A 13,797-nucleotide genomic window follows, 5' to 3' on the forward strand; every position below is an offset into this window, starting at 1 on the left:
CAGCATCCAGGACTGACCGGATGCTGTTCTGAAGCAATTCCTGTGTTACAGTAAATTCAAATCCGCTGTAACGGAATGGACTATGACCGATCCTGTTCGTCTCAAGGTTTTTCATCTCGACAACTGCGCTCAACAGACCCTGTCCCTACTATTTGAACAGCGCCTGGATGAATTCTGGGTTGGCGGCCTGCAGGCCTGCTTCGGCCAGGATCTGTTCCGTGCCAGCTGGCTGCGCATCAGACTGGATGATGAACACTGGATCGAGATCGGTGTGCAGCGGCATGAGTTCAAAGATGGCTTCAGCGTCGGCAGCTTAAACGTAGCAACAATTGCCGATACTCTCCCCGCACCGGAAAATACCAGCTGGGTTGCACTACCCGCAGCAGCGACCGTCTCATCTATCGATATCTACGAACAACGGGAGCTTATCGATGTAGTCGCACCAGACCTGAATATCCCTGCCGAATCCCTCAACTACGACGCCCTGCTGGTGCTGAAACTGAATAACGGCTCCGCCATAATGCTCGGCATGGAACAGGACTTTATCGATGGCGAGTTGGTTATGTTGCAGACTGATTCGCCGGAAAACCAGATTGGAGAAGCCCTCAAGCTACGGCGTTCTTTAAAAGCAGAAGAGCAGTAGCTAGAACGCGGCTGCGCCGCTCGCTAGAACGTGACGCAAGCGTCACTGCTAGTGGCTAGAAAAAACAAAACAAAGTCAAAACATCGCCAGAGGGCATGGCTCCCACAATAGTCAAGCGACAAGGCTTACTGAGTGAATAGCTTTCGTTTGAATGACAAAGGCAAATAAGAATGGTTTTCAAGCTTTTTCTAGCCACTAGCAAGTCGCGTAGCGACGTTCTAGCTAGGAAGGTTTACCTTCCGGTCTAGCCACTGCCCCTTCCTAGCCACTTGTCAGCTAAACCTCCGGCGTCTCCGGCAGCCGCCAATCTATCGGGATTCTGCCGTGACTGGAGAGATATTCATTCGCCTGACTAAAATGCCGACAACCGAAAAAGCCTCGATAGGCAGCCAGTGGTGAAGGATGCGGGGCCTGCAGTACACAGTGACGTTGCTGATCGATTGCAGCACCTTTCTTCTGCGCATAACTGCCCCAGAGCATAAAGACTACATTGTGGCACTGCTCATTGACCGTTGCGATCACCCGATCGGTGAACTGCTCCCAGCCTTTGCCCTGGTGAGAATTAGCCTGGGAGTCCTCTACCGTAAGTACCGCATTGAGCAGCAACACCCCCTGTTTAGCCCAGCTTTCAAGATAACCGTGCGCAACAGGAGTAATGCCCAGATCAGAGTTCAGCTCTTTATATATATTCACCAGCGAGGGCGGCGTTTTAATGTCCGGAAGCACAGAGAAACAGAGGCCGTGGGCCTGATCCGGCTGATGGTACGGATCCTGCCCGATGATCACCACTTTCACCTGATCCAGTGGCGTTGTTTCCAGGGCATGAAACCAATGTGAAGTCTGTGGATAGATCGTCTTATGGGCTGCCTCCTCCTGCTGTAAAAAATGCTTCAGGCTCAGCATATAAGGTGCATCAAATTCTGCATTCAACCAGGGTTGCCAGCTCGGAGCATTCTCCAGCGCCGTCGTCAGATCTTCATTCACTTAATTATCACCACAGTCACGAATCTTCGGATTCTGCTCTCCCTTCCATACTTCACGGGTCAGGATCTTGCCATAGAAAAAGGAGTAGTAACGTACCTTACCCGGAGCATGGGAGATCACCCCGGAGATCAGAATCACAACGATATAGATCCAGGCCTGGGGATGCTCAAACCAGTATAGGCCCGCTGCCAGCAAGACGAGCTTAAACAGCACCAGCTGGCCACGCAGCTGGTACAACCAGATGCTATCCACCCAGAGTTCCTTTGCCATCAACAGTACGCCACTGCCGACCCCGAGGATCAGATAGGGAAACCAAACCGATTCTGGCTGACTGAACAGGTAAGCTCCGGCCAGTCCGGCAATCCCCACCAGATGCAGGGAGCGCAGGATAATACTGATCCAGCGTTTACCGGGAAGGGGCCTTTTCTTCAGCGGGATTAACCAACTCATCATAGTCTCCGGATAGAGGCCAAAAAAAAGGCTGTCATACGACAGCCCTTCTTTTTTAACCCCGTGGGCGCATGGCAGGGAACAATATCACGTCCCGAATCGACGGCGAGTCAGTAAACAGCATCACCAGACGGTCGATACCGATACCTTCACCGGCGGTCGGTGGCAGGCCGTATTCAAGGGCATTGATATAGTCAGCATCGTAGTGCATCGCTTCATCATCACCGCTATCTTTCTCGGCAACCTGCGCCAGAAAACGCTCCGCCTGATCTTCAGAATCATTCAACTCGGAGAAGCCATTCGCCAGCTCGCGGCCTGCGACGAAGAACTCAAAACGGTCAGTAACAAACGGATTATCGTTGCTGCGACGCGCCAGCGGAGAAACCTCTGTCGGGTACTCGGTGATGAATGTCGGCTGGTCCAGACGGTGCTCAACTGTCTTCTCGAAAATCTCGATCTGCACCTTACCCAGGCCCCAGCTATCTTTAACATCGATATCCAGGCGCTCGGCGATCTGACGGGCAGCGTGATCATCTGCCAGTGCTTCGGCAGTAATATCAGCATTGTAATGCAGGATAGAGTCAAACACGCTCAGGCGGACAAACGGCTTAGCCATATCATATTCGAAGGTTTCCAGTACTTCGCCATCTTCGTTACGGACAGTGTTAACGATTGTCGTGGTACCCAAAACATCCTGTGCAACGGTGCGCAGCATATCTTCGGTCAGGTCCATCAGATCCTTGTAATCCGCGTAGGCCTGGTAGAACTCAATCATGGTGAATTCAGGATTGTGACGGGTCGACAGACCTTCGTTACGGAAGTTACGGTTGATCTCGAATACCCGCTCAAAACCACCGACAACCAGACGCTTCAGGTACAGTTCCGGCGCAATCCGCAGGTACATATCACGGTCCAGCGCGTTATGGTGCGTAATAAACGGACGCGCGCTCGCACCACCCGGAATAACCTGCAGCATCGGCGTTTCTGCTTCAATAAAGCGACGCTCGGTAAGGAAGTTACGAATGCCGGAAACGATCTTAGAGCGAGTTTCGAAAACCTTGCGCGAGTGCTCATTGGTGATCAGATCGACATAGCGCTGGCGGTAACGGGTTTCAGTATCCTGCAGGCCCTTATGCTTCTCTGGCAGTGGACGCAGGTTCTTGGTCAGCAGCTGATACTCACCCAGGTCAACGTACAGATCGCCTTTACCCGACTTATGCAGGACCCCGGTCACGCCGATAATATCACCCAGATCCAGACTCTTGGCGAATGGACGGGCTTCTTTGTTTACATAGAACTGGATACGACCAGTCATATCCTGGATCACACCAAAAGCACCACGGTTCAGCATCACACGACCGGCAATACTTACCTTGATTTCTGCCTCAGCCAGCTCTTCCTTCGATTTATCGCCGTACTGATCCTGCAGATCCTGGGCATAGGTATCGCGACGGAAAGTGTTCGGGAAAGCGTTACCCGCTTCACGCAGCGTATTGAGTTTTTCACGACGCTCGGTGATCAGGCGGTTTTCATCTTGCTGCTGAGTGTTATCAGACATTTCGTGGAACCTTTAAATGGTTAAAGCTTTAATTCTTTTAAATCGCTCATTTGCGATCCAATCAATTATTCATTTTGGTTAGAGCGCAGTAGCTTAAAGCCCGGCTTTCAGGCTGGCCTCGATAAACAGGTCAAGATCTCCGTCCAGCACCTTATCGCAGTTACTGCTCTGGACGTTGGTGCGCAGATCTTTAATACGCTGATCATCCAGTACATAGGAGCGGATCTGGCTACCCCAGCCGATATCGGCCTTATTATCTTCCTGCTCCTGTGCCGCTTCGGAGCGTTTCAGCATCTCCAGCTCATACAGTTTCGCCCGCAGCTGCTTCATACAGGTATCTTTGTTCTGATGCTGGGAACGCTGGCTCTGGCTCTGCACAACCACACCAGACGGACCGTGGGTAATACGTACCGCAGATTCGGTCCGGTTTACGTGCTGACCACCAGCACCGGAGGCACGATATACATCGACCCGCAGATCGGCAGGGTTGATCTCGATATCAACGTTGTCATCGATCTCCGGCGATACGAACACCGAAGAGAAAGAGGTATGACGACGGCCGCCGGAATCAAATGGTGACTTACGTACCAGGCGGTGTACGCCGGTTTCAGTACGCAACCAGCCAAAGGCATATTCACCCTGGAAGCTGATCGTAGCCGATTTAATACCCGCCACATCACCGGCGGAACATTCCAGCAGCTCGGTTTTAAAACCTTTATCTTCGCCCCAGCGCAGATACATCCGCAACATCATCTCGGCCCAGTCCTGGGCTTCAGTACCACCGGAACCGGATTGGATATCCAGGAAGGCATTATTGCCATCCGCTTCACCGGAGAACATACGACGGAACTCCAGCTGATTCAGCAACCCTTCGAGAGTAGCAACTTCAGCGCGAACATCTTCAACGGTATCTTCATCATCTTCTTCGACCGCCATATCCAACAGATCGCGGGCGTCAGCCACACCGCTGGTCAGGTCATCGATGGTCTTAACCACGCCTTCCAGAGTGGAACGCTCCTTACCCAGAGCCTGAGCCCGTTCCGGCTCATTCCATACCGCCGGATCTTCCAGCTCGCGGGTCACCTCTTCCAGGCGCTCCTGCTTTTCAGGGTACTCAAGATAGTTACGCAGTACCTCGGTACGCGCACTAATATCTTTCAGGCTAGTGGTGATCGGATTTATTTCCATCGTATATGCTTACACTTATTCGTAATTAAAGTTCGTAGTCGCCGCTGTAAAAGCTTAAGTGGAATCTATGAACAAGTCCTCTAGCGTCTCTGCCAGCCATCTGGCACCGGTCTGACTTAAACCGGAAACACTACAGGAGTTATTCACAGTTTCCTGAAAAAAGCAGCGTATTTTACCTGATACGGGGCCGCGTTGAAACGTTATCAGCATAGCAATAATCGCAAAATACTCGACTTTACCCCCTGTTTTCGTACAGAATCATTGTCAATGCATGGCTAATGCCTGAGCCAAACCAGCTCAGGGCCGAACCGGGATGCTACTAAGGCACTTCTTAAGGCACTTTAACAGGCACTTAAAAAGGACAGTCAATGCGAATGAATCGTCTACTGTTACCAGCCATTACCAGCTTGGCACTGCTGTCGGCACAAGCTCTGGCCGCCCCCTCAGCATCGGCTTCTACGACCGCCTCAACAACCATCGACTTCACCACCAGCCTGCCCGGTATACTCTGCCTGATTATCTTTGTTGTCGGTTACCTGTTCGTCCTGGGCGAAGAGTTTTTTCATCTGCGAAAGTCAAAACCGATCATTGTTGCCGCCGGTTTGATCTGGCTGTTAGTCGGCCTGGCCTATGCCAACACTGGTGATACCGAAACGGCTGCAGCAGCCCTGCGCCACAACCTGCTTGAATATGCAGAGCTTTTCTTCTTCCTGCTGGCGGCAATGACCTTCATCACAACGCTGGAGGAGCGCCTGGTATTTGCCGCACTGCGAGCATGGTTAGTTTCCCGAAAACTCACCCTGGTACAGATTTACTGGGCCACCGGAGTAATGGCCTTCCTGCTGTCACCGATCGCCGATAACCTGTCCACCGCACTGCTGATGGGCGCCGTTGTGATGGCAGTTGGCCACAATAACGTTAAGTTTGTTGCTGTCGGTTGTATCAATGTTGTAGTCGCCGCCAATGCCGGTGGCGCTTTCAGCCCGTTTGGCGACATCACCACACTGATGGTGTGGCAAAAAGGGCTGGTCAGTTTCAGTCAGTTCTTCAACCTGTTTATCCCATCTCTGATCAACTGGCTGATCCCGGCCCTGTTGATGAGCAAAGCCATAGAGCACGTTGAGCCCACCACAGAGCGACGCCACGCTGAACGTCATATGAAGCCCGGCGCGATCACCATTATCATCCTGTTCCTGCTGACCATTGTGCTGGCGGTCAGTAGCCACAGCATGCTGCACCTACCTCCGGTACTCGGCATGATGACCGGTCTGGGTGTACTCAAACTCTATGGTTTCTATCTCAGCAAGCGGGAACCGGCATTGCGTGATACCGGGCATATTCACAACCTGCACAGTGATGACCTGACCGACATGAGCCAGCTGGAAGGCGATCATACCGATGTTATCCGCCGCTTTGATATGTTCCAGGTGGTTGAACGTTCCTCCTGGGATACCCTGATGTTTTTCTATGGCGTAGTACTCTGCGTTGGTGGGTTATCCACCCTTGGCTACCTGAGTCTGCTATCTGATCTTGTGTATAACAATCTTGGCCCGACACTGGCCAACTCGCTGATCGGAGTTTTGTCAGCCCTGGTGGATAATATTCCGGTGATGTTCGCAGTGCTCAGCATGCAACCGGATATGTCACTGAATCAGTGGCTGTTGGTGACATTGACTGCGGGAGTGGGAGGCTCGCTGTTATCGGTTGGGTCGGCAGCAGGCATCGCCCTGATGGGCCAGGCCCATGGCGTGTATACCTTCTACAACCATCTGAAATGGAGCTGGGCGATCGCACTGGGCTACATTGCCAGTATCGCCGCCCACCTGTGGATAAATGGCTATTAGGGAAGTTTTGAACAAGTCTCTTACGCCTCTGGCCGTTCAATAGCTCGCAGAGGATATATTGGACTTATTTGCCCGTCCTTAGAACAGCTGATTCGACTCGCCTGACAGCTTAATGCTAAACAATAAGCGAATAGCGGGAGTCTGCATTTAACGCCGCAGTGTCAACTATGATAGTTTTTGAAACGGTTTAAGTTCGACTTAAAGTTCAAATTCGGCAATAACCTGGGGCCCCCAAAGTTCAATCCGCTCCGACGAACGATCAGCCTGCCCATCTTCATCCAGCGCCAGCCCGACGAAACAGGATTGATCCTGGGTCAGGGCCTTAGACTCATCGAAGCTATAGCCAGCCACAGGCCAGTAACCGACCATCTTCGCGCCACGGCTGACCAGCTTATCGTGCAGTGCACCCATAGCATCCAGAAACCACTCGCCATAGCCGATCTGATCACCCAGGCCAAACAAAGCACAACGGACACCGCTGAGATCCATATCATCCAACTCAGCCCAGACATCAGACCAGTCTTCCTGTAACTCACCGTAATCCCAGGTCGGTATACCCATCACCAGATAGCGATAGTCAGTAACCTGATCAATGCCTTCTGCTGCAATATCATGCAGGGTTACCAGCTCAGTTCCCAGGGCAGCAGCAATCTGTTCGGCAGCATCTTCGGTATTGCCCGTGGTTGATCCGTAAAACAGTCCAATAGTTTTGCTCATAGTGTTACAAATCGACTCTTTAATCAGGGCGCCCCGTCGGGAGCGTATTTCTTAGAATTTATTTTTCAAGGCGTTTTTCAAGGCTTAGGCGCGAATGCATCAAAAGCATCATGCGCCAGCTGTTCTACTGACTCCCGGGCGTCCGCCAGGGCTTGCATGTTTTTGTCATTTGCAGCCTTCAGAGTGTCTTCCAGCTCTTTGGCATAGGTTTGCTGTAACTGCACCAGCTCATCGGGGGTCGTACACTGCTGCATCTGTCGGGTTTGCTCGACGGTGGCATCGATACAGGCTTTAGTACATACCATCTGCTGACGGGTCAGTTCCTCCAGCATACGGGTCTGAATATTTACCAACTCTTTAAATGGGCCCATAGACTGATTCAGGGCTTTAGACATATCTTGAAACATATAGATATCCTGTTACTCAGACGAACACTCCAATACAGCCGTTTTCCCCTAAACTGAACTGAAGCACCTTAATTTTGTCAGACAAGCGCTTTATATTACGATGAATCACTACATCGCCACAATAAAGGAACGCCTCTATGAGACTGTTACATACCATGCTCCGGGTTACCGACCTGCAAAAGTCGATCTCGTTCTATACCGGGATTCTGGGTATGAAGATGCTGCGCCGCAAAGATTTCAGCGATGGTAAATTCACCCTCGCCTTTCTCGGCTACGGTGATGAAGCCGATAACACAGTGCTGGAGCTGACCCACAACTGGAATACCGACAGCTACGATATGGGCAACGCCTATGGCCACATCGCGATCGAAGTAGAAGACGTCTACGCCGCCTGTGAACAGATTAAAGCCAAAGGCGGCCAGGTGGTACGTGACGCCGGACCGATGAATCATGGCTCGACAATTCTGGCCTTTGTACGAGACCCGGATGGCTATATGATCGAACTGCTGAGCGCAAAATAGCCTGAATCAAAAGCGATTTTCTAATTTTCTTGATATGCGACATTTTGCCGCCCCTGTTTTTTTCCGGGGAAAAGAGTAAAATGCCGCCACATATTAGCACTTACTAATTAATTTTCTGTGCCGAAGCGACATAACCGGTCAGATAGTACCGGTCAAAAAGTTCCGATCTGTCTCTTTTCCGTACAGGAAAATGGCCGCTATAATAAGCGCCGATTTTACAACCTCTGAAACCATACGGGCGCATCTCGATGAGCAAAAAACTTCTTCTGGTCGTTACCAGCCTGCTGCTAAGCCTGCAAACAGCCTCAGCACTCGCCGCCAACCTGGGCAAAGGTATCCGCGCTTTTGAAAGCAAAGATTACCCGACCGCTATGTCAGAGCTGGAACCACTGGTCAATGAGAACAGCTTCGAAGCGATGAACTATGTTGGCCAGATGTATGAGTTTGGCCTGGGTGTTGACGCCGATACAGATAAAGCACTGGAGCTGTATAACCGCTGTGCTGATCAGGGCCACCTGGGCTGTGTAAACAGCCGCCGTGCATTCAAAGATAAAGAGTACAAAGTTGAGCTGGAAACAGTTCAGCCAGCGGCACAATCCGGCGATGCCGTCGCGCAGAACCGTCTCGGTGAGATGTATGAATTCGGCTACGGCGTCAGCCGCGATGCCAGTCAGGCGATCAGCTGGTATCAGCAGGCTGCCGATCAGGGCCTGGTTGTCGCGCAGCACAACATCGGCCGCGCTTATAACTTCGGCACCGGCGTAAAGCAGGACTTCAGTCAGGCTGAAAACTGGTACCGCAAAGCCGCTGAACAGGGGCACATGGACGCGATGTTCTTCCTCGGTGCTTTGTACTCCAACGCGCACGGCTCCGATGCCGGCCAGAGTACTAACATCATCGCTTACGCATGGCTGCAGAATGCCCTGGAACTGGGTAACCCTACCGCTTACGCGATCCAGTCCCGCATCGTGATGAAGCTATCCGACGCGGAGCTGGCACAGGCCAAGGCACTGGCCGAAGAGTACAAGACTAAGTACGTAATTCCTTTTAAGTAAGGTCTCCCTGCATAAAAAAAACCGGGCTACTGCCCGGTTTTTTTTGGCTTTTCCGGTACTTATGTCGCAGCCAGGCGGCTCACATTACAATCCTGTAAATGCTATAGTGTGCAACTTTTAAACAGCCGCCATATTTTCTTGCTGTTTCTATTCCTGCTGAGCACACCGGTACCATGAACCAATCAACAACCCTGCCCGTTACGGCAACCTTTAACAACCTGAAAAACACCTTTCTGGCAGTGATCCTGATGCTGTCCGGTGCACTTTACCTGTACCAGCAACAAGGCGAACACCAGGCTTTGCTGTTGCTCCTGGGCGGATCCTTAGGACTGACTTTGTACCATGCATCGTTTGGCTTCACGACCGCCTGGCGCAGTCTGGTCATTGACCGTCGGGGTCGCGGCCTGCGCGCCCAGATGCTGATGCTGGCCATCGCCGTCTGCCTGATATTCCCGGCATTGAGTAGCGGCACTCTGTTCGGCAACGAAGTCAGAGGATATGTCCGGCCGCTGGGATTTTCCGTATTAGCCGGCGCATTTATTTTTGGCATAGGCATGCAGCTGGGTAATGGCTGCGGCTCAGGCAATCTGTACCATGCAGGAGGCGGTCAGCTACGCGCGATTCCCAGCATTATTGGTTTTATGTTCGGTGCCCTCTGGGCCACCGCAGACTACGAATGGTGGACCACCCTGCCGCAACTGTTGCCGATCTCTAGTATCGACAGCCTCGGCCTGATGCCCGCAATTATCAGCAACCTTATACTATTCGCTATGATTGCCGGATTCTCCGTGTGGCTTGAAAAGCGCCGCTACGGCAGCCTGGAAAAAGATGACGCTGGCAGTGCACTACCCCTCAGCCGACGCCTGCTCCGGGGCCCATGGCCCTTTATCTGGGGCGGTATCAGCCTGGCACTGCTTAACTTTGCCGTTCTTGCCATAACCGGTTACCCCTGGTCAGTGGCGCTATCCTATCCACTATGGGGTGCTAAGGCTGCACTCTGGCTGGATGAAGCGCTGAGCCTTGGATTAGAACTGGATCTGGATTTCTGGAGCTACTGGCTGCAGCCAGGGCGTGAATCAGCCCTCGGCGAATCGATCCTGCAGGATACGGTTTCGGTGATGAATATCGGTATCCTGCTCGGCGCTTTCCTGGCCGCAGCCCTGGCCGGAAAGTTCAGCTGGCAATGGCGTATTCCCTTGCTGCACTGGCTGGCCGCAGCTATCGGTGGCGTCTTGCTGGGTTACGGTTCAACAATTTCATTTGGCTGCAACATCGGTGCTTATTTTGGTGGTATAGTCTCCGGCAGTTTACACGGCTGGCTGTGGCTGGTTGCCGCCTTTATCGGCAGCATGGTCGGAACCCAGTTACGACCGCTGTTCCGGCTTGATAAAACAGCCTGACAGCCGTGGATACATAAAGCACTTTATTCGGACTAAGACGCACGTATGAACAGACCTTTTCCCGAGCTCGACGGTGAACTCACACAAGCAACGCTGCTCCGCCGTCTGGCGGCGATGGTTTATGACAGTCTTTTAGTATTAGCCATCTGGATGTGTACCGGCTTTGTCGCTGTCGGCCTGAATGATGGTGAATCCGTCAGCGGCCCGTTGTTTCAATCCACCCTGTTCCTGTTGACGTTCGCCTTCTTCGCCTATTTCTGGATTCGCCTCGGCCAGACGCTGGGTATGCAGGCCTGGCGACTGCGCATACAGACCCTGGACGGCAAACATATCAACCTGAAACAGGCCCTATTGCGTTTCATGATGGCCATCGCCTCATTCGCCTGCCTCGGTCTCGGCTTTATCTGGATGCTGTTCTCCGCCGAAAAAGCCACCTGGCATGATAGTTTTTCCGAGACGCAGATCGTCGTTTTACCAAAGCAGAAGAAGTAACGGGAAGATCTCTGAGGTAGCAGACCAGTTGCTAGGAAATAGCAGTAGCTAGAACGTCGCTTCGCGACTCGCTAGACCGCCGAACAAGTTCGGCTAGCTAGTGGCTAGAAAAAACATGCCCGCGTTGCGGGCATAAAAAAACCGCCAGATGGCGGTTTTTTTCTTTTGATCTTTGCTTTTTCTAGCTACTAGCAGGAAGGCTAGCCTTCCGTTCTAGCTAGCGGCGAAGCCGCGGTCTAGCCACTTGCCGTTTAAAACAACCTTAATCCCAGCCCTATCCAGCCTTTTTCAACAACCACATCCCCAACAGCACGCACACCATAATAGGCCCAAGAGCGGCCCACACCGGAGCTATGTCATACAGCGCGCTGGTCGGGGCCAGCAGGTCCTGGCTGAACTTGAAGATCATGCCCACCACGACGCCGGAGACAATCCGCTGGCCGGTGGTTACGCTGCGCAGCGGGCCAAATATAAACGACACGGCAACCAGCACCAGACCAATAATAGTCAGAGGCTGCAGGGCTTTACGCCAGAACGCCAGCATATAGACATTATTATCCAGTTCCTGCTCTTCGAGATAGCGGCTGTAGCTGTATAAACCGGTGATCGGCAGCTCTTCCGGTTCAACAATAACCACCGCCAGTCGTTGCGGCGTCAGCTGTACATCCCAGATCTGTTTGCGATATGTTTTTAACTCGGTTCTGTCTTCTAAGAAACGTGTTTCTTTTATATTTCTTAACACCCAACGGCCATCTTCAAATACACCCCGGCGGGCAAAACTACTGTATTTCAGGCTGCGATCCGGGTTAAAGCCGTAACGGGTCACGCCCCGTATCCGCCCATCGGGCTTAACCACGTTGATATGGATATATTCATCTCCCTCACGGTGCCAGACACCATAGCCGGAAGATATCGCCCCCTTACTCAGCAGGCTCGCGCGCTGACTTTCAGCCAGGGGTTCCGTATATGGCACCACATACTCACCCAGCACCATCGCCAGTGCAGCCAGCATCAGCACGGGCTTTAACACCGCCAATACGATCCGCCAGATAGACACCCCGGCGGCACGCATGACCGTCAATTCACTGCCGCTGGCCAGGGCACCGAGGCCGATCAGGCAGCCAACCAGACTGCTCAGCGGAATAAATTCATAGAAACGACGCGGCGTGGTCAGGCCAATATATTGCAGCATGGCCGTCATCGGATAACGGTCATTGACATCGCCCATCTGATCCATCACCGCAAACAGGAAGTCCAGGCCGACCACTACCAGCAATACCAGCATAATAGAAGCCAGTACACTCTTACCGATATAGCGATCCAGTTGACTAAGCATCGGCAGACTCCCGTGACAACATACGCTTAACGGCACGAATCTTCCGCCGCCAGAAGCGCTTCATAAATAACAGACTCATCGCCAGAGCAAAAAACAGCAGGTGGATCAGCCATAGCAGGCCAACATGCCCACCACCATCTTCCAGATAACTACGCATGTTAGTCAGCAGTATCAGGTATATCAGATACAGCACAATAGAAGGAATCAACTTGGCAAAACGCCCCTGACGCGGATTGGTCTTACTCAACGGCACCGCCATCAGCGCCATAATCAACGTCAGCACCGGCAGAGAAATACGCCAGTGCAGCTGAGCCTGTTGCGCCGCATCTCCACCAATCAGACTGCCGGTAGACTGTGTTTCAAGCCCTTCAGCCGAACTAACCTGTTCTTTTTCCGGCAGCCTGATGCCGTACTCCTTAAACTTAATCTGCCGGTAATCCGCTTCACCCGGATTACCTTCATAGCGGTAACCATTCTCCAGCACCAGATAGCTGACGCCGGTCTCCGCGCTGGTGAACTGACGACCTTTTTCCGCCTGTACTACAACAAGCCGCGGCTCTTTCGCTTTAGCATCCCGCTCAGAGATAAAGATACCGGTCATATTGTCGCCATTCTCGCCCAGGGTTTCGGTATAGGATACCCGTTCGCCCCGGGGCGTTGACTGAAAGCGACCCGCAACCAGGCCATCAAATTCACCGATAGCACTCTGGTTCTGCAGTAAGAGGTCAGCCTTAGCCGCTCCCGCCGGAGTTAATACCAGGCTTATACCACTGACCATCAGCGCGACCAGCAATGCAGGTCCCAAGGTATACATAGTCAGGCGACGCTGACTCATACCGGTCGCCTTAAGCACCACCATCTCACTTTCCAGATAGAAGCGGCCATACGCCAGCAGCACACCCAGAAACAGGCCCAGTGGCAATATAAGCTCGAGGAACCCCGGCAAACGGTACAGCATAAACAGGAATACCACTTCCACCGAATATTTACCGGCGGCGGCATTGGCGAGATACTTAATGAACCGGCCGCTCATAATAATCAACAGCAACACACCGGTTACAGCGGTCATGCTGAGCAATACTTCCCTGGCCAGATATCGAAAGATGATCAAACTGTTCTATCCTGTCTATTGCCTGCAAAAAGAATTACAGTGGAGTCCGAAATCGGGGTTTTGTTTCTCTGTCATTGCGATAAAATCCTGA

At 52.3% G+C, this 13,797-nt stretch carries 14 protein-coding genes; 6 read left to right on the plus strand and 8 right to left on the minus strand.

Annotated features, from left to right (window positions below):
- Nucleotides 1-82: 82 nt before the first annotated feature.
- Nucleotides 83-643, plus strand: coding sequence for a hypothetical protein (locus tag ACQUQM_RS15685; protein ID WP_432470820.1), 561 nt, complete (start codon nt 83-85; stop codon nt 641-643).
- A gap of 276 nt (nt 644-919) precedes the next feature.
- Here the strand turns inward: ACQUQM_RS15685 and ung are convergent, their stop codons facing one another.
- From ung to prfB, 4 genes are all read right to left on the minus strand, one after another.
- Nucleotides 920-1,627 carry a uracil-DNA glycosylase gene (gene ung, locus ACQUQM_RS15690; RefSeq protein WP_432470821.1) on the minus strand — a complete coding sequence of 236 codons (708 nt, stop codon included), beginning with the start codon at nt 1,625-1,627 and terminating at the stop codon, nt 920-922.
- Nucleotides 1,628-2,077, minus strand: coding sequence for a hypothetical protein (locus tag ACQUQM_RS15695; RefSeq protein ID WP_432470822.1), 450 nt, complete (start codon nt 2,075-2,077; stop codon nt 1,628-1,630). It lies immediately after the preceding gene.
- A 55-nt stretch (nt 2,078-2,132) separates the two neighbouring features.
- Nucleotides 2,133-3,635 carry a lysine--tRNA ligase gene (lysS, locus tag ACQUQM_RS15700; RefSeq protein WP_432470823.1) on the minus strand — a complete coding sequence of 501 codons (1,503 nt, stop codon included), beginning with the start codon at nt 3,633-3,635 and terminating at the stop codon, nt 2,133-2,135.
- Nucleotides 3,636-3,728: 93 nt separating this feature from the next.
- Nucleotides 3,729-4,823 carry a peptide chain release factor 2 gene (gene prfB / locus ACQUQM_RS15705; protein ID WP_432470824.1) on the minus strand — a complete coding sequence of 365 codons (1,095 nt, stop codon included), beginning with the start codon at nt 4,821-4,823 and terminating at the stop codon, nt 3,729-3,731.
- A gap of 374 nt (nt 4,824-5,197) precedes the next feature.
- Here prfB and nhaD point away from each other — a divergent pair, with 374 nt between their 5' ends.
- Complete coding sequence (gene nhaD, locus ACQUQM_RS15710; RefSeq protein ID WP_432474840.1) at nt 5,198-6,667, plus strand: sodium:proton antiporter NhaD; 1,470 nt, start codon at nt 5,198-5,200, stop codon at nt 6,665-6,667.
- A gap of 198 nt (nt 6,668-6,865) precedes the next feature.
- Here the strand turns inward: nhaD and fldB are convergent, their stop codons facing one another.
- A complete protein-coding gene (fldB, locus tag ACQUQM_RS15715) occupies nt 6,866-7,384 on the minus strand; it encodes a flavodoxin FldB (RefSeq protein WP_432470825.1) in 519 nt (172 codons plus the stop codon).
- Nucleotides 7,385-7,461: 77 nt separating this feature from the next.
- Nucleotides 7,462-7,791: a phasin family protein gene (locus tag ACQUQM_RS15720; protein WP_432470826.1), complete on the minus strand. Its 330-nt coding sequence runs from the start codon at nt 7,789-7,791 to the stop codon at nt 7,462-7,464.
- A gap of 137 nt (nt 7,792-7,928) precedes the next feature.
- On the opposite strand from ACQUQM_RS15720, the gene gloA reads away from it, so the two are divergent.
- The 4 genes from gloA to ACQUQM_RS15740 all read left to right on the plus strand — a co-directional run bounded on the left by gloA (nt 7,929) and on the right by ACQUQM_RS15740 (nt 11,259).
- Complete coding sequence (gloA, locus tag ACQUQM_RS15725) at nt 7,929-8,312, plus strand: lactoylglutathione lyase (RefSeq protein ID WP_432470827.1); 384 nt, start codon at nt 7,929-7,931, stop codon at nt 8,310-8,312.
- A 248-nt stretch (nt 8,313-8,560) separates the two neighbouring features.
- Nucleotides 8,561-9,367 carry a tetratricopeptide repeat protein gene (locus tag ACQUQM_RS15730; protein ID WP_432470828.1) on the plus strand — a complete coding sequence of 269 codons (807 nt, stop codon included), beginning with the start codon at nt 8,561-8,563 and terminating at the stop codon, nt 9,365-9,367.
- A gap of 173 nt (nt 9,368-9,540) precedes the next feature.
- Nucleotides 9,541-10,767: a YeeE/YedE family protein gene (locus tag ACQUQM_RS15735; protein ID WP_432470829.1), complete on the plus strand. Its 1,227-nt coding sequence runs from the start codon at nt 9,541-9,543 to the stop codon at nt 10,765-10,767.
- A gap of 45 nt (nt 10,768-10,812) precedes the next feature.
- Nucleotides 10,813-11,259, plus strand: a complete 447-nt coding sequence (locus ACQUQM_RS15740) for an RDD family protein (protein ID WP_432470830.1) — start codon at nt 10,813-10,815, stop codon at nt 11,257-11,259.
- 274 nt (nt 11,260-11,533) lie between these two features.
- On the opposite strand, the gene lptG is transcribed toward ACQUQM_RS15740, so the two are convergent.
- Entirely contained in the window at nt 11,534-12,595 is a 1,062-nt protein-coding gene (gene lptG / locus ACQUQM_RS15745; protein ID WP_432470831.1) for an LPS export ABC transporter permease LptG, read from the minus strand.
- A complete protein-coding gene (gene lptF / locus ACQUQM_RS15750) occupies nt 12,588-13,706 on the minus strand; it encodes an LPS export ABC transporter permease LptF (RefSeq protein WP_432470832.1) in 1,119 nt (372 codons plus the stop codon). Before lptF ends, lptG begins: the two co-directional genes overlap by 8 nt.
- Nucleotides 13,707-13,797 lie beyond the last annotated feature (91 nt).

The sequence above is a fragment of the Amphritea sp. HPY genome (assembly GCF_050870985.1).
GTDB lineage: Bacteria > Pseudomonadota > Gammaproteobacteria > Pseudomonadales > Balneatricaceae > Amphritea.